The following is a 16,447-nucleotide window of genomic DNA, read 5'->3' as shown; positions in this document are numbered from 1 at the left end:
AGTATCAGTAAACTTATACTTTATTTACTTATGAAAAACTTTTACTTAGCCTTAGCATTAAAATTAGCTACTGTTTGTCTGTTAAAGGCTCAAACCATTGACACCGTGAAGCAGGCTTATCTTGCTGAGATAAAAACGATAGGAAAACAATTCAGTAGTAGTTTTTACCGCAACTACAAGACCATTTACAGCAGACCTGAAAAGGAGTTTATTCAATTGATAGATTCTTCCAGAACAATTTTCAATCATGCGCTTCAACAATATAAAGGCAAACTTGATGCTAAGTTTTACCAAAACCAAAAGGCAGAAATAAAATATTATTTTGACAGACTCTTGATTGAATATCCTTTAACACATGAGATTTATGCTGATGCCTCTCCAGCCAATCGCTCAAAAATCCCAATTTTGTTAAAGGCCAATGAGGCAGACTTCAATAAACCGGAATTATTAACAAACACCGACTTCACTAGCTACTTTAAGGCATTTATAGCCCTGAAAACGAGTCTGGAGCTGCGCAAAGGGAATTATAAAAACCAGGACAACCAGCATTTTATGGTTTCCTGGAAAACCATTCAATCGTATATTAACAACAAAAAATGTCTGGAATACTGGCAGTTTGATTACCTGTATAACCAAATTGATAACAACGGAACCAAGCAAATAGACAAGTATTATAAAAAGTTTGTAAGCGCAACATCAGATACATTATTGGTAAATAAGGTTAAACGCCTGTACGATGAAGACCTGGCAGCCTTGAAAAACCACATTATAAAACCCTATAAAAAAACCGGGCCTTTTAGTTTGGATATTCATGTTTTTGTGCCTGATACACTTCAATACACCGGGGCAAGGCCTACTATTGTTTTTTTTCATGGAGGAAGCTGGAGTGAAGGAAAACCTGACTGGTTTTTCAGTACCTGCCAAAGCTATGCAGGCAAAGGATGGGTAGCCTGTGCCGTTGAATACAGAACTTATGGCAGGCATGGCACCTTACCCTTTGAAGCTGTAAAAGACGCCCGCTCGGCCATAAGATGGGTAAGAAAAAATGCCGGAACCTACCATATTGATACATCCAGAGTTGTTGCTACCGGAAACTCGGCTGGCGGGCATCTGGCCCTTTCAACTGCATTGGCAAATAACTGGAACGAAAAAACGGATAATCTGTCCGTTAGCCCGGTACCTAATGCACTGGTTATTAATGCCGGCGTATATGACCTGACAGACGACATAACAGCGTGGCTAAGAAAAGACTTACCAGATAAAAACCAGGCCAGAAGCATATCTCCTAATTTTCTGGTAAATAAAACCTTACCGCCCGCACTCCTGTTTCATGGTACAAATGATATGAATGTTCCTTTTGAAACCGCAAGAAAATTTGCAAAAGATATGATTGCAGCCGGAAATACAGAAATCGATTTTCAACCGCTTGAAGGCGGAGGACATTTTATATGGTTTGACAGAAGGTTTGCTGATCAAATGCAAAAGAAAAGAAACGAATTTTATAAAAAGTATGGATTTGAGAACTGATGAGTATGCAACCGGGTTTGGTAAACCGCTTTCAACAATCAAAAAACACTAATGAAAGAGGAAATTTTAAACTTAAATTCTTTAACGAAAGACAAACTCAAAATTAAATTCTTATAAAATGTCCACAACTCAGTTTTTTTTATGGTTCAAGACCTGAACTCATGAACGAATTTAAATATTTTTTCGTTAATTTGTCAACTCAAAGGGATTCCATTCTCATTTCTATGACCAAAAGATTTGCAGTTTTCATTCTGTTTCTGATTATCGAATGTTCGACCTTCAGCGAATACGTCAAAGATTTTTTTGGCGAGGTAATCTCTTGCAGCCTTGATATCTGTGAAGGAGACGGCAACGAATGTGAAAATGAGAATCAGGAGAACAAAAATGAGCCGAACAAATACCTAATATCATTCTTCGAGCTCAATTTTACTTTTGATGTTTTTCAGACTGAAAAAAGTACCTACTTAGATACGAAATCCTCCGAGCGGTTTCCTTACAGATTCATACAATCTCCCCCTCCAAAGGCGTAATTACTTACCAATTGGCTTCGCCTCTTATCATTCTGGTGCAAAGTAAAATCCGTTTTTATTTGTCTTAGTGTCATTTATAGGCATTAAGCAAGCTGTCAGGATTTTCTGCAGGCTTTTCTGGCTATACTCTAAACCCTGGTTTAGGTTATTGCGCGAGAACCACTTGAAGAGCAATCTGAACAATCATCTATCCAAAACAATGAAATCAAGTATAAATTTTTCAAATCTTAAAAGCGATTTTCCGGCGGGTCTTGTCGTTTTTCTTGTGGCTCTCCCGTTGTGCCTGGGCGCTGCTCTTGCATCAGGCGCACCACTCATTTCGGGTATAATTGCAGGTGTTGTAGGTGGCATTGTTATAGGCCTGGTTAGTGGGTCTCAGCTGGGCGTTAGCGGCCCGGCAGCAGGGCTAACAGTAATTGTATTGAATGCCATTACTGAAATTGGCGCATTTGATTCTTTTTTACTGACAGTTGTGCTGGCCGGGGTAATACAGATTATTCTCGGTGCCCTCAAAGCAGGTGTAATCGGTTATTACTTTCCGTCATCTGTTATTAAAGGAATGCTCACAGCCATCGGAATAATAATTATTCTGAAGCAGATTCCGCATGTGGCCGGAATAGACAAAGATTATGAAGGAGACGAAGCCTTTGCCCAGAAAGACGGTGAAAACACCTTTTCTGAATTATTGAATATCACTGAATTTTTTAACGAAGGTGCACTGGTAATTGGGGTAATATCTATTCTTGTATTGATACTCTGGGACCAGAACTTTATTAAAAAAAATAAACTTTTGGGCATTATACCCGGGCCTTTGATTGCTGTTTTACTGGGTATTTTGCTGAACAGCGGCCTGGGAATATTACCTGCCAATTTTCATTTACAGAGTAATCATCTGGTATCTTTACCTGTAGCAGGTTCAATTTCTGAGTTTTCGGGCCTTTTAGCCTTTCCCAATTTCGCTGCTATATCAAATCCTCTCATCTGGAAAACAGCTTTTGTTATTGCAATTGTTGCCAGCCTTGAAACACTTTTATCTGTAGAAGCAACCGACAAACTTGACCCTCAAAGCAGAATTACCCCTACCAACCGCGAACTAGTTGCGCAGGGTACGGGCAATATCGTATCGGGGTTATTGGGTGGTATTCCTGTTACACAGGTTATTGTGCGCAGTTCTGCCAATATTCTTGCCGGTGGTAAATCGCAGATGTCAACTGTTATCCACGGACTCATTCTTTTAATTTGTACACTGAGTATCCCTTCCATGCTTAACCTTATTCCGTTAGCTTCTTTGGCTGCAGTATTAATTATGGTTGGGTACAAACTTGCCAAACCAAGTGTCTTTAAAACTATGTTTAAAGAAGGGCCAGACCAGTTTATACCATTTGTGGTTACCGTGGCGGCTGTTGTTTTTACTGACCTGCTTACAGGTATAGGTGTTGGCACACTGGTAGCTATGATATACATATTATATACCAACTACAAAGGTTCTATGTCGGTAGTAAGAGACAAGAATAATGTTTTGATTCAGTTTAATAAAGACATATTTTATTTTAACAAGTCGGAGCTGATGCAGAACCTGGCTGCCCTTAATTCTGGCGATATTGTGCTGATAGACGGTACCAGAACTACATTTATTGACCATGACATTTTCCTGACACTTGAAGAATTTCAGGCAGAAGCCAAATCAAGACATATTAATATTGAATTTAAGAATATCAAAAGAAGAAAATTAAACTACAGGAAAAGTGATGGAATCGTATCAAAAACTCTTATTAGCCAATAAAGCTTGGGCTTCTGAGAAACTTCAGCTAGACCCTACCTATTTCAAGAACCTGGCAGCTGACCAAAAGCCGGAGTTTTTGTGGATTGGTTGCTCCGACAGCCGTGTACCAGCCGATCAGGTGTCTGGCACGCAACCCGGAGAAATTTTTGTTCACCGGAATGTGGCCAATCTGGTAATACATACTGACATGAGTATGCTGAGCGTTTTGCAATATGCTGTTGAGGTGCTTAAGGTTAAGCATATTCTGGTTGTAGGGCATTATCAGTGCGGAGGTGTAAAGGCTTCAATGACCAATAACGACTACGGATTAATCAATAACTGGTTGAGAAATATTAAAGATGTTTATACTAAATATCAGGACGAATTACAGAGCATTGATGACGATCAGGAAAGATTTGACCGCCTGGTGGAAGTAAACGTAATTGAACAGGTAAAAAACGTTGCCAAAACAACCATTGTGCAGAATGCTTGGTCTAACAGTGAGTACCCGATGATACATGGCTGGGTGGTAGACCTGAAAACAGGTTTGATTAAACCTATTATTGAGATTGAATCGAAAGACCATGATGCATTGGAAGATGTCTACAACTTTGATTTTAACAAGAAAAAGAAGAAAGCGGTAGAAGAGGTAGACATTTAAAGAGACAGTTTGCGTTTGTTTTTAAAGGCGTCTGTCAGCAAATTGTATTTGCTATGACGGGCGTCTTTTTTTATTTCTAATTGTTTGAAAATCAGATTAAAAGCTGATTAAATTAACGATTACGATTGGACATTCGGGCTAACAGAATAGGACAAATCCAAGATTAAGATCCGTTTTGTAAAAACACCTCTTGTGTCATTTTAGCTATTTCTTACATTTGCAACAGTAGTTTCTTATTCAGGAGGCAAATTGTTCAAATTGTAATGTTTAAAAGATTTTTCAATACCCAATCTTTCCGGATTCCGGCCATTCAATGGTTGGTATTGATATCTTTGTTTTACACCAACACAATTGCTGCACCTCAACCGGCCTCTACACCGGCAGATACTCCTGCCAACCTGCATCAGTCGGCCTTGTTTCATCCTTTTACATTATCTACTTTTTTTCACCATGAGCTTCCTGGTGAAGTAATTATGGCCGAAGAAGTAATGCCAGATGATGACGTTCTGGAAAATTTTTATCAGCATCATCCGGTTTTATTGTTTCAGTCATTTTATTCACGACAGATAATTGCCAAAGCGCATAGCCATTCAACGGCTAGCAATCGACATTTGTATCTCCTTTATTGTTCCTGGAGACATTTTATTTCCCTTTAATCATCTTCATTTATATGCCTTGCTCTTATCAGTCGGTCAATTCTGGACCGAATGCAAGTGGGCATAAATAGTTTTCGTCCGGTAAAGCATTACCTCAAACCCGGCCCGGTTTAATACAGCATTATTTACCTGTTTACTGCCCTTGTACCTGAAGAGGAGAAAGGGGCTAAGGGTTTCCTTTAATGAGAAAGGGCAGTTAAGGTAAATCACCGCCGACAAGTCAAAAAATCAATAAATTATAGTGAAATATGCGGAATCTGAATTTCGATGAGCATCATGTTTTACATGAATTAAAGCATTACTTACCTTCACAAACACCCCTGAAAGACTTTATCCATCACAACTCATTGCATGCCTTTCAGAGTCAGAAATTTTATGATGCTATTTATAAGGCATCCGAAATATTTGGAATTGAAGTGGCATTCCCTGTTAATGATTACAGAGCTTTGTACAAAAACGGCCGCATCAGGGCTGACGTACTCACTAAAATTATTAAAGACCGCAAAGGGGAGAAAGATTTTGAACACTGGAAAAAACTTGTCCTTGAAAAAGACTTTCAACAGTCTTTTAATCCTCGGGTAGGCCGATTAAGAGCTTACTGGAAATCTGTTTATAAAATAGACCTGGATAACCTGGTACAACCTATTTTATTCAGGATTCTCGGTAGCTACCTGGATCAGGGCATTGCCTTATGGCACTTTCCGTTTGAAGACAAAGGCCTGCTGTTTGCCATCAGACAACTAGAAAAAGGTAGTTACAGCAGTTTCTTTAAAAACAAAAGAGCCAGAAACCTATTGCTTGACGAGACCATAACAATAAGCAGTTTATTGGATATACTGGTTGGTGATGAAGCTTATTTTGAACAATACGTTTTTGACCAGCAATGGAGCCACAGAGGATGGAGCGGACTGGTGGCTTCAATAGAAGATAATCCTGATACCGTTTTGTATCATAAAAAAATATCGCTTAAAGACCTGATAATCCTTGATTTGCTACTTGAGATTGACGCACTTGATTCTGCATTGGGCGAGCATTGGAACGCACTGACAAACCATGTAAGCGCACCACCTTTAGACCTCTTTGCCAAAGTAGAAGCAGGCGAGCAGCAGGAAGTTTTAAAAATATGGCAGGATGCTTTTGAATGGAGCTATTATGACCAGGTATTTTCGGCGGTAAAATATGCAAAGCTGAATTATGCTGATAAAGATGAGGTAACCCAGAAAAGTTTTCAGGCAATATTCTGTATCGACGAGCGTGAAGACTCACTTCGCCGGCACCTTGAAAGTGTCGATACAAATTCAGAAACGCTCGGATGCCCCGGTTTTTTTGGGGTTGAGTTTTATTTTCAGCCGCAGAATGGTAAGTTCTATGAAAAACTATGCCCTGCCCCTGTAACACCGAAGTATCTGGTGAAAGAATATGATGTAAAAGAAAAGAAAAAACACGAGCTGCTATATACCAAGCAATCTCACAATTTTGTTCAGGGCTTTTTTATTTCTCTTTCATTGGGCTTAATGGCCGCCTGGAAATTACTGCAAGGCTTGTTTGTACCCAAATCAAGCCCCGCGTTTGCCAGTGCGTTCAGACACATGAATATTGACGGCCAACTGCATTTTGAGAACAAAAGCCCCGACGACATAGAAAACGGCCTGCAGGTTGGTTTTACCGTTGAAGAAATGGCGGTAAGAGTAGAAGGCCTTCTGAGAGGTATAGGTATGGTAAAAGATTTTGCACCATTAATTTATGTAGTGGGGCATGGCGCCAGCAGTGCCAATAATCCACACCATGGTGCTTATGACTGCGGCGCATGTAGTGGCAGACCTGGCTCGGTTAATGCCAGGGTATTTGCTGCAATGGCCAATCACCCCAAAGTAAGAGCCATACTTGATGCAGGCGGGCTTCATATACCAGAGCAAACCCAGTTTATTGGCGCCCTGCACGATACATCAAGCGATGAAATTGCTTTCTATGATGAACTTCAGATATCTGCCCAAAACCGGAAGGCACATAAGGCGAATAAAGAGGCTTTTGAAAACGCACTGGACCTCAACGCTAAAGAACGCTCAAGAAGGTTTGTATCTATAGACACAAAACAAGACATCAAAAAAGTACGTGAGGCCATCAGGAGACGGTCTGTTTCATTTTTTGAGCCGCGGCCAGAATTGGGCCACAGCACCAATGCTTTGTGCTTTGTTGGGCATCGCAGTCTTACAAAAAATATTTTTCTTGACCGCCGGGCATTCATGAACTCTTATGATTACCGGACAGACCTTGACGGAAAACGCCTATTGGGTGTTATGCGGCCATTGCCGCCCGTTTGCGGAGGTATTAATCTGGAGTACTTCTTCTCAAGAATGGATAACGCCAAAATGGGTGCCGGTACCAAGCTGTCTCATAATATTGTAGGCCTGGTAGGTGTTGTAAGTAGCTGCGATGGAGATTTACGCCCGGGCTTACCCCAACAGATGATTGAAGTGCATGACCCAGTAAGACTAGTAATTATGGTAGAACATTACCCTGAAGTAATTCTGAATACCATCAGGTCTGAAGCTGCACTGTATGAATGGTTTGCCAATGAATGGGTGCATCTGGTATCTATTCATCCAGACACCAACGAGTTCTATTTCTTCAGAAATGAAAAATTTGAGCCTTTCGAGCCACTTTCTGATAAAGTAAATAAGTTGGATGACATACACGCGTTTCTGGAGTCGGCCACTAAAATGCAGGTAAGCCATATTACCAATGCTACCAAAGAAAACCTACCTGTTCATGTAATAGAAAGATAATTATGAATAACCAATTGCTGATATATTTTATTCTGGTTCCGCTTACAGGGTTTATCCTGAGTACGTTTTTTCCAAACAGGCAGGAGAAAATCATCTTCGGAGTAACTATCACCACCATTGTTGGGCATCTCGTTCTGGGTAGTGTCTTTACCATTGTTTGGCTGATGAACGGAGCCCCGGGTATATTTTATAAAGGTATTGACCTTTATGCAACCCATGAGTCTCATTTTTCAATCAATTTTTACTTCGATAAAATAACCGTAGTTTACGGTATGGTTACCAGTGCCATCACTTTTCTGGTAAGCGTTTTCAGCAGATACTACATGCACCGTGAGAGAGGCTTCAAACGCTTTTTTAATACCATTCTGTTTTTTTATCTGGGTATCAATTTCATTATTTTTTCAGGCAATTTCGAAACCATGTTTATTGGTTGGGAAATCATAGGTATTGCCTCGTTTTTGTTGATATCTTATTACCGCGACCGCTACCTGCCTGTTAAAAATGCGCTAAAGGTAGTATCTTTTTATCGCCTTGCAGATATTTTCCTTTTGTTGGGTATCTGGTTTTGTCATCATGTGTTTGAGAGAAGCATAACCTTTCAGGAGCTTTATTCGCTTGAAAGCCGGCATATTGAGATTCTCCATGACAAATCTTTTCAACTGATTATCCCGCTTGTATTTCTGGTGGTAGCACTGGTAAAATCGGCTCAGTTTCCGTTTTCTTCATGGTTACCGCGTGCCATGGAAGGCCCAACCACATCAAGCGCTATTTTTTATGGCTCGCTTTCAGTTCACATCGGCGTTTTTCTGATGCTGAGAACTTACCCTTTGTGGGAAGAAAACACAACCTTTAAAATCATTGTCATCATTTTTGGTTTGTTTACGTCATTGATAGCCACAGGTATTGGCAGGGTTCAATCTACTGTTAAGACCCAGATAGCCTACTCTTCTATAGCACAAATAGGCATAATGTTTATTGAAGTAGCTTTAGGTTGGCATTGGCTTGTGCTTATCCACTTTGTGGGTAATACTTTTCTTCGTACCTACCAGTTGTTGGTATCCCCTTCGGTGCTTAGCTATCTGATACACGACCAGTTCTTTAACTTTATTAGGCCTCAGACCGACATGAAAGATAACTTCTGGGGAAAAATAAAAATGAGTTTTTATGTACTCTGCATTAAAGAATGGAATCTGGACGCCCTGATGTTTAAAACACTCTGGAACCCGCTTAAGAAACTAGGCCGTGCATTTGCCACCTTTGGGTTTAAAGACATTTACTTCTTTTTTATACCGGTTTATCTGATTGGCCTCTATCTGGTGTATCATGAAGATATCATATCAAAAGAACTGATGGGCGCACTGCCTATACTTTTTGCGGTGCTTGGCCTGATTATGGCTCTCAGGGCATTTGCCAAAAGGTCAGACGCCCGACGTGCGTGGTCTTTGGTAATTATAAATCAGCTATTTACCTCGCTTTCTATTGCTTTTAATGAGCAATTTGAGTTCAGCCAGATTCATCTTTACCTGAGTGGCATCTTCTTGTCGGCCATTATTGGTTTCTCTTGCATGCAGTTTCTTATCAGCAAAAAAGAATCAATCAGCCTGGATACCTACCATGGGCATTCATATACATATCAGGGGCTGGCTTTTGTATTTCTGTTGGCTTGCCTTGGTATTTCAGGATTCCCCATCACTCCTACTTTTATCGGAGAAGACATCATACTGGGCCATGTAGGTAAAAACCAATACCTGCTCATTGCCTTAACCGCCCTAAGTCTGATTCTTGACGGCCTTGCCATTTTCAGAATCTACGCAAGGGTTTTTATGGGGCCGCATTATAAAATTAATCATGAAGTAGCCTATCGATCATCTTAAAATAACCCTGACTGTTACAGTACAAAATTTTCAATTAATGGCAGGTAATGGCCTGCTGATTAAAACTACAAGAATATGAGCAAAGTAAAAGAAAAACTAAAACTACCCCTGGACGGCCTTGCCGGACTGAAAGAAAACTGGTCAACAGATGCCATTTCCGGATTCATCGTATTTCTATTGGCGCTTCCGCTTAGTCTTGGTATTGCCAAAGCGTCGGAGTTCCCACCAATTATGGGGCTTGTATCAGCCATCATTGGTGGTATAGTAGTAAGTTTTTTAATGGGTGCCAGGTTAACAATTAAAGGCCCAGCAGCCGGTCTAATAGTAATTGTTGCCGGAGCCGTAGGCGAATTTGGCGGTGGAGAACAAGGCTGGCATCTGGCTCTTGGTGCTATGGTTATTGCCGGTATTATCCAGATACTTTTCGGTGTATTAAAGTTAGGCAAACTGGCTGATTTTTTCCCGCTTTCGGCCATACATGGTATGCTGGCAGCAATTGGTCTTATTATTATTGCCAAACAGATTCCGGTTTTGCTTGATGTAGACCCGGCCATGACCAAAGGAAAAGGCCCGTTCGCACTTTTAGGCCATATTCCAGACTTCCTGATGCACCTCGACCCCAAAGCCACCATAGTAGGCGCTGTAAGTTTGTTTATTATGTTGATATGGCCGTTTATTAACCACCCTATCAAAAAAATTCCGGCACCATTAATGGTATTAATATTTTCGATACCTGCCGAGTTATTGCTTGATTTTCAACATACCGAACCTGCCTATGCGCTGGTTCACCTGGGTAATCTGATGGAAAGCATCAAAGTAAATGTCGATTTCTCTGGTTTTGCCCAAACATCATTGTTTATTAAATACGTTGTTATGTTTGCGTTGGTGGGTTCTCTTGAATCTCTGCTTACTGTAAAGGCAATTGATATTCTTGACCCATACAAACGTAAATCGAACGCAAATAAAGACCTCATAGCTGTTGGAATCGGGAATACTATTGCTGCGGTGTTAGGTGGCCTGCCAATGATTTCAGAAGTAGCGCGCAGCTCGGCCAACGTAGCCAATGGCGCAAAAACCCGCTGGGCCAACTTTTTCCATGGTTTCTTTATTCTGGGCTTTGTTTTGTTGGCATCGCACCTGATCGAGTTAATACCTAATACTGCTTTGGCTGCCATGCTTATTACTGTGGGTATCAGACTGGCACATCCAAGAGAATTTGTACAGACCTTCAAAATCGGTAAAGAGCAATTGGCCATTTTCCTTGTTACCATTTTCTTTACTCTTTTTGAAGACCTGTTGGTTGGTATAGCTGCAGGTATTGCGGTAGAAATCATCAATCATATTATCAGCGGCGGAGCGCCGGTGCGTTCTTTATTTAAAGCACCGGTACAGGTTTCTTTTACTGAAGATACTTATGTAGTTGAAATTGACAAATCGGCAGTATTTACCAATTATCTGGGTATAAAAAGCAAACTGGATGCCATTCCTCCGGGATTCAAAGTATTTATTGATTTGAAAAATACCCAGTTAATTGACCACTCGGTAATGGAAAATCTGGAACACTTCCAACACGATTACGAAAACCTTGGAGATGGCGGAAGTGTAGAAATAATTGGTATCGCAGACCACAAACCTGTATCTTCTCACAAGCTGGCGGCCCGTAAAAAGCCTAAACTGGCCACGGTTGCATAATTTTCTTAACTTTGAAGTTTTATCAGTTGCAGGCTTTAAGAATGCTCACAAGAAATGGTTTCTTTTTGTAGAAGTTATCTTAAAGCCTGCTCCTAAATCTCACAAATAATTCTAGCTTTATGAAGTCATCAAAAATAGCCCTTACCGGGCTACTTATTATCTTATTGCCCGTACTTTCTATGGCACAGGCATTAAAAGATGGAAAACTAACACTGAACGAAGACGGGTCTCGCTATCTGAAATTCACTATCGTAAATCAGACCTGGCTACGCAACACCCAGTTTAATGAGGGCTCAACCATTTTTGGTTATGCCAAAAAAAACGGATGGGACATCGGCATCCGCCGGTTCAGAATGCAGCTTTATGGACAACTGACCGACAGGGTGTTTATTTATACCCAATTGGGAGAAAATAACTTTAATGGCATTCAGGATCGTAAGTTTGGTTTTTTTGTTCATGACGCCATTGGCGAGTATGCCGTTGTAAAGAATAAATTCTCTTTAGGTGGTGGCTTAACAGCCTGGAGTGGTCTGGCGCGTTTTGCCTCTCCGGCAGTTGGTAGTATTCTGGGTGTTGATGCCCCGCTTTATCAGCAATCAACCAACGATGTTACTGACCAGTTTCTTAGAAAACTGGCGGTCTATGCCAAAGGTAAATTAGGTAAGTTTGATTACCGCGTAGTGTTGTCTGACCCGATGGCTTTTCAGAAAGCATCATCTTACAGTGCTGTTATCAGCCCGGACATCGCCAATTTTTCATCAAAACCTCCTAAATTTCAATGGAACGGGTATTTTCAGTGGCAATTTCTTGACCAGGAATCAGACCTTACTCCCTACATGACAGGCACTTATCTGGGCAAGAAAAAAGTGTTTAATATTGGGGCTGGTTTTGTATATCAGCCTAAAGCCATGTGGACAATGGCCGACAACAAAGTAGATACAGTTGAAACAAATATGGTACAGCTTTCTTTGGATGCTTTTTATGATGCACCGGTAAGTGAAGACGGCCAGGCTATCAGCGCTTATGCCTCTGTAGGGCATTTTGATTTCGGCAAAAATTATATACGCAATATTGCAGCCATGAACCCAACCAACGGCACCACGATGAAAAATGTGATCAATGGGTCGGGTAATGGTTTTCCGGGGTATGGAACCGGAAACGTAATTTACGCGCAGGTTGGTTATAAGCTGAAAGATAATCTGATAGGCAAAACCACACTAATGCCGTATGTTTCTATACAACATGCCAATTATGAACGTCTGAATCAGGGGATGAACTACTGGGACTTTGGCGTTAACTGGCTGCTGAATGGACATACATCTAAGTTGACGCTGGCGTACCAGAATCGCCCGATATTCCTGACTGATGCCAAAGGGAAAGGAGAGTTCAGCAACCGCAAAGGCTCTACAATTATACAGTATCAGGTATTTTTTAATTAACAGTAATCCGACCGCATTCTTTAAAGCCCCTCGCCTATCTGAGGGGCTTTTGTTGTTAATAGCCCATGTTAATTTCTGATTAAGGCAGATTTTAAATTCTTTATTGAAGATTAAACTGCTACTGAATTGTACTATTCCACAAAAAAATTATATTTGCTAAAAAACCCAGCAAATAATGGTTTTGCCTCAATGCCCTCATTGCGATTCGGCCAGCATTTCCAGAAACGGGATTGTGAAGGAAAAACAACGATACAAATGCAAAGCCTGCGGGTATAACTTTACCCTTGAAAAAAAAGGAAGAAACCTGGATGGTTATCTGGTAACCAAAGCACTGCAATTGTATCTGGACGGCGTAAGTTTCAGAGAAATTGAAAGGCTTTTGGGAGTAAGCCATGTAACGGTTATGAATTGGGTAGAAAAATATAAGATTATGATTCCGGACCACCCCAATGATTACAAGCCAACCTCTTCCGTAGTTACACATGAAGAACTACTTGCCTTTTATAAAGACAAAGAAAACCTGAAAGGCACAGGCACCATAACAACCGAAATTAACGACGGCTATTTGCTCATCAGGTGGGAGCGTTCTAAAAAGACTAAAGAATAATTAATCAAATCTATTCCCTTAACATCTACTCATTTAAAATGTCTGAAAAAAAACAAAGTTTGGGCTACATCATAGGAGCTTCTTCTGTGGGTACGCTTATTGAGTGGTACGACTTTTACATTTTTGGCAGCCTCGCAACTGTTTTAGCCTCCAAGTTTTTCCCAACCGACAACCCCACAGCAGGTTTTCTTAACACCCTGGCTACATTTGCCGCAGGTTTTGTGGTTCGTCCGTTTGGCGCTCTGGTTTTTGGTCGCCTGGGCGATTTAATTGGCCGGAAATACACCTTCATGGTTACTCTGATGTTGATGGGAGGCGCCACTTTTACTATCGGACTAATACCCAGCTATGAAACCATAGGTGCCTTGGCCCCCATACTGGTGCTTTTATTAAGGCTTTTACAAGGCCTTGCTTTGGGTGGTGAATACGGCGGCGCCGCCACATACGTTGCCGAACATTCTCCGGCACGTCAACGCGGATACTGGACATCATGGATTCAGACCACGGCTACCGTTGGGCTGTTTGTCTCTCTGGGTGTAATTATGATTACCCGGAAATCAATGACAAAAGAGGCATTTGAAGACTGGGGCTGGCGTTTGCCGTTTCTGGTTTCTATAATTATGGTATTTGTGTCGTTTCTCATTCGTCGGAATATGTCAGAGTCTCCCCTCTTTGCCAAGGCAAAGGCAGAGGGTAAAACTTCTGCCAATCCATTAAAAGAGTCGTTCGGCAATAGGCTTAACTTCAAGTTTGTGCTACTGGCACTTTTTGGAGCTACCATGGGGCAAGGCGTGGTTTGGTATACAGGCCAGTTTTATGCGCAGAATTTCTTATTAAAAACCTGTAACATTGATGACGTGCAAGCCAACAGCATTATGATGTGGGCGCTTATAATGGGCACACCGTTTTTTATAGTTTTTGGTGCTTTGTCAGACAAAATCGGGCGTAAGGGCATCATGCTGGCAGGTATGTTTCTGGCGGTACTACTTTACAGACCTATTTTTGACAAGATATATCAGACCGCCAATGTAGCTAATAAAACCGAAATCAATACCATAGATAAAACCACTGTTAAAGTGGAGTTAATGGAAAAAACTCTGGCAGATTCGGTAATTACTACTACCTCTGTTCACGACTACGAAGATGGCACTATTATGAAAGAAGTTGCCAGAACCACCCTATTGGCCGATAAATCGGTTAATGTACCCAAGGCTGAAGTAAAGAAAACGATAACACTCAATGATACTGATAAATGGACATTGGTTTTACTGGTTTTCTGCCTGATAATATTTGTTACCATGGCTTATGGGCCAATAGCCGCTTTTCTGGTTGAAATGTTCCCGACAAAAATCAGGTATTCATCAATGTCATTGCCTTACCATATCGGCAATGGGGTGTTTGGCGGGTTAATGCCGGCCATTGCCACTTTTCTGGCTACTCAGGCCAATGAAATTAATGCCAAAGCAACCAATGCCGGCCAAGCTCTGGTAATTGCCAAACCCTATCTGCAAGGCTTGTATTACCCAATTATCATAGCTGGGGTCTGCTTTTTTATTGGGCTCTTTTATATTAATGGCAAAGACCGGAATATTCATGACTAACCTTTAAGCAACTAACAATGAACGCATTAAGAAAAATATTAGGAATTATCTGGATTGTAATTGGTGTAAGTGCCGGAATCTATCTTATCTATTTTCAGGCTGTACCTCTTTGGAAAACAGGTGGTAACGACCTCGTACCTGCCATTATTTACACTTTTATCCTGGCGCCCATTATTTCACTGGGCATGTCTGTATTTGGATATTATGCCTGGCAGGGTGATTACAGCACCAAGGACGGCGAAAAATTATGAAAAAATACTGGGTAACTAACCTGAGGGTTCTGGCTACACTGACCGTCATTTTGCTACATGCAGCAGGATACGGCTCTTTACATGTTAAGAAAATACCGCTGTCTGACTGGTGGATTTGCCATATTATTAACGTATTTGGCAGATTTGCCGTGCCAGTATTTGTGATGCTCTCTGGTTATTTACTTATCGGCAAATATGAAGAGCTAAGTAGTTTTATTAAAAAGAGGTTCAGCCGTATATTTGTTCCGTTTCTGATCTGGAGCCTGATATACATGATATGGTCTAACTTTAAAGGCGTGCAGAGTGAGCGAACTCCCTGGGCCCTGGGCGACTTCATCAGTAAGATACTGGTTGGTAACGGAGGTGGGTCTGGCCACCTGTGGTTTGTATATATGCTATTGGGAATATATGCCATTACACCGGTAATTAGCCGATGGATAAAGGGTACAGAAACCTCGGCAAATCCTTTAACCAAACGTACCGAAATTTTGTATTTCCTGGTTTTATGGTTTACTGGAAATGTAGTTTACACCTTGCTAAACAAGTGGTTTGGTATTGAAATAAAATTTGAGCTCCGGTATTTTTCAGGCTTTATCGGTTACTTTGTATTAGGCTATTGGCTGGGTAATTCAGGCACAATTCTACCAAAAAGCTTACTTATCCTCTCATTTCTGGCTTCTTGGGCGCTAACAGCCTATATTTGTTATGATGTTTCATGGCAGGCCGGCAAATATATTTACGATTACACCGATTACCTCAGCGTGCCTGTTATGCTAATGTCTGTTCTGATGTTCCTGTTGTTCAAACAGCACTATGACAAACCCTTTGCAACCGGAGTAATGGCCGAGCTGGATATGAGCAGTTACGGAATGTACCTGGTACATGCTTTGATTTTACGCATACTGTCAAGACAGTTTCATATCAATTTTACCTGGATTCATCCTTTATTAGGAATCGCCGTTCATTTCCTGCTGGGTGTAGTTTTCAGTTATCTGATTGTAAAAATAATCAGTAAAATTCCTAAAGCCGGAAGTTGGATTGTAGGGTGATAAACTGCGATA

At 41.0% G+C, this 16,447-nt stretch carries 13 protein-coding genes; all 13 read left to right on the top strand.

All coding sequences use genetic code 11. The annotated features are described in order from the left end of the window. Positions 1–30 precede the first annotated feature (30 nt). The 13 genes from C0V77_RS21920 (at position 31) to C0V77_RS21860 (ending at position 16,435) form a co-directional block, all read left to right on the top strand. The gene (locus C0V77_RS21920) at positions 31–1,527 is read left to right on the top strand and encodes an alpha/beta hydrolase (protein ID WP_101728539.1); all 1,497 of its coding nucleotides are present in this window, start codon (positions 31–33) and stop codon (positions 1,525–1,527) included. Positions 1,528–1,751: 224 nt separating this feature from the next. Next, a complete protein-coding gene (locus tag C0V77_RS21915; RefSeq protein WP_143706161.1) occupies positions 1,752–2,057 on the top strand; it encodes a hypothetical protein in 306 nt (101 codons plus the stop codon). 199 nt (positions 2,058–2,256) lie between these two features. Beyond that, positions 2,257–3,840, top strand: coding sequence for a SulP family inorganic anion transporter (locus tag C0V77_RS21910; RefSeq protein WP_101728537.1), 1,584 nt, complete (start codon positions 2,257–2,259; stop codon positions 3,838–3,840). Further along, entirely contained in the window at positions 3,806–4,480 is a 675-nt protein-coding gene (locus C0V77_RS21905) for a carbonic anhydrase (RefSeq protein ID WP_101728536.1), read from the top strand. The genes C0V77_RS21910 and C0V77_RS21905 overlap by 35 nt, the downstream gene beginning before the upstream one ends. 263 nt (positions 4,481–4,743) lie before the next feature. Continuing rightward, positions 4,744–5,136, top strand: a complete 393-nt coding sequence (locus C0V77_RS21900) for a hypothetical protein (RefSeq protein WP_101728535.1) — start codon at positions 4,744–4,746, stop codon at positions 5,134–5,136. Between the two features lie 248 nt (positions 5,137–5,384). Continuing rightward, positions 5,385–7,922, top strand: a complete 2,538-nt coding sequence (locus C0V77_RS21895; protein ID WP_101728534.1) for a YbcC family protein — start codon at positions 5,385–5,387, stop codon at positions 7,920–7,922. A gap of 2 nt (positions 7,923–7,924) precedes the next feature. Further along, positions 7,925–9,796, top strand: coding sequence for a proton-conducting transporter membrane subunit (locus C0V77_RS21890; RefSeq protein ID WP_101728533.1), 1,872 nt, complete (start codon positions 7,925–7,927; stop codon positions 9,794–9,796). Positions 9,797–9,871: 75 nt separating this feature from the next. Further along, positions 9,872–11,488: a SulP family inorganic anion transporter gene (locus C0V77_RS21885; protein WP_101728532.1), complete on the top strand. Its 1,617-nt coding sequence runs from the start codon at positions 9,872–9,874 to the stop codon at positions 11,486–11,488. A 119-nt stretch (positions 11,489–11,607) separates the two neighbouring features. Continuing rightward, positions 11,608–12,927, top strand: coding sequence for a hypothetical protein (locus tag C0V77_RS21880; RefSeq protein ID WP_101728531.1), 1,320 nt, complete (start codon positions 11,608–11,610; stop codon positions 12,925–12,927). 175 nt (positions 12,928–13,102) lie between these two features. Then, on the top strand, positions 13,103–13,534 hold the full coding sequence (locus C0V77_RS21875; RefSeq protein WP_101728530.1) for a terminase gpP N-terminus-related DNA-binding protein: 432 nt from the start codon (positions 13,103–13,105) through the stop codon (positions 13,532–13,534). Between the two features lie 38 nt (positions 13,535–13,572). After that, a complete protein-coding gene (locus C0V77_RS21870) occupies positions 13,573–15,135 on the top strand; it encodes an MFS transporter (protein WP_101728529.1) in 1,563 nt (520 codons plus the stop codon). Positions 15,136–15,152: 17 nt separating this feature from the next. Next, on the top strand, positions 15,153–15,386 hold the full coding sequence (locus tag C0V77_RS21865) for a DUF6814 family protein (protein ID WP_101728528.1): 234 nt from the start codon (positions 15,153–15,155) through the stop codon (positions 15,384–15,386). After that, the gene (locus tag C0V77_RS21860; protein ID WP_101728527.1) at positions 15,383–16,435 is read left to right on the top strand and encodes an acyltransferase; all 1,053 of its coding nucleotides are present in this window, start codon (positions 15,383–15,385) and stop codon (positions 16,433–16,435) included. Before C0V77_RS21865 ends, C0V77_RS21860 begins: the two co-directional genes overlap by 4 nt. The last annotated feature ends 12 nt before the right edge of the window (positions 16,436–16,447 follow it).

Origin of the sequence: Emticicia sp. TH156 (genome assembly GCF_002855535.1) — a bacterium.
GTDB classification, from domain to species: Bacteria; Bacteroidota; Bacteroidia; order Cytophagales; family Spirosomataceae; genus Emticicia; species Emticicia fluvialis.
The sequence above is the reverse complement of the archived record's forward strand: the minus strand, read 5'-3'. Positions and strand labels throughout refer to the sequence as shown.

Bases quoted from the DNA above. Each gene is read 5' to 3' on its own strand.
- C0V77_RS21920 (WP_101728539.1), top strand. From the start codon at position 31: ATGAAAAACTTTTACTTAGCCTTAGCATTAAAATTAGCTACTGTTTGT.
- C0V77_RS21915 (WP_143706161.1), top strand. From the start codon at position 1,752: ATGACCAAAAGATTTGCAGTTTTCATTCTGTTTCTGATTATCGAATGT.
- C0V77_RS21910 (WP_101728537.1), top strand. From the start codon at position 2,257: ATGAAATCAAGTATAAATTTTTCAAATCTTAAAAGCGATTTTCCGGCG.
- C0V77_RS21905 (WP_101728536.1), top strand. From the start codon at position 3,806: ATGGAATCGTATCAAAAACTCTTATTAGCCAATAAAGCTTGGGCTTCT.
- C0V77_RS21900 (WP_101728535.1), top strand. From the start codon at position 4,744: ATGTTTAAAAGATTTTTCAATACCCAATCTTTCCGGATTCCGGCCATT.
- C0V77_RS21895 (WP_101728534.1), top strand. From the start codon at position 5,385: ATGCGGAATCTGAATTTCGATGAGCATCATGTTTTACATGAATTAAAG.
- C0V77_RS21890 (WP_101728533.1), top strand. From the start codon at position 7,925: ATGAATAACCAATTGCTGATATATTTTATTCTGGTTCCGCTTACAGGG.
- C0V77_RS21885 (WP_101728532.1), top strand. From the start codon at position 9,872: ATGAGCAAAGTAAAAGAAAAACTAAAACTACCCCTGGACGGCCTTGCC.
- C0V77_RS21880 (WP_101728531.1), top strand. From the start codon at position 11,608: ATGAAGTCATCAAAAATAGCCCTTACCGGGCTACTTATTATCTTATTG.
- C0V77_RS21875 (WP_101728530.1), top strand. From the start codon at position 13,103: ATGGTTTTGCCTCAATGCCCTCATTGCGATTCGGCCAGCATTTCCAGA.
- C0V77_RS21870 (WP_101728529.1), top strand. From the start codon at position 13,573: ATGTCTGAAAAAAAACAAAGTTTGGGCTACATCATAGGAGCTTCTTCT.
- C0V77_RS21865 (WP_101728528.1), top strand. From the start codon at position 15,153: ATGAACGCATTAAGAAAAATATTAGGAATTATCTGGATTGTAATTGGT.
- C0V77_RS21860 (WP_101728527.1), top strand. From the start codon at position 15,383: ATGAAAAAATACTGGGTAACTAACCTGAGGGTTCTGGCTACACTGACC.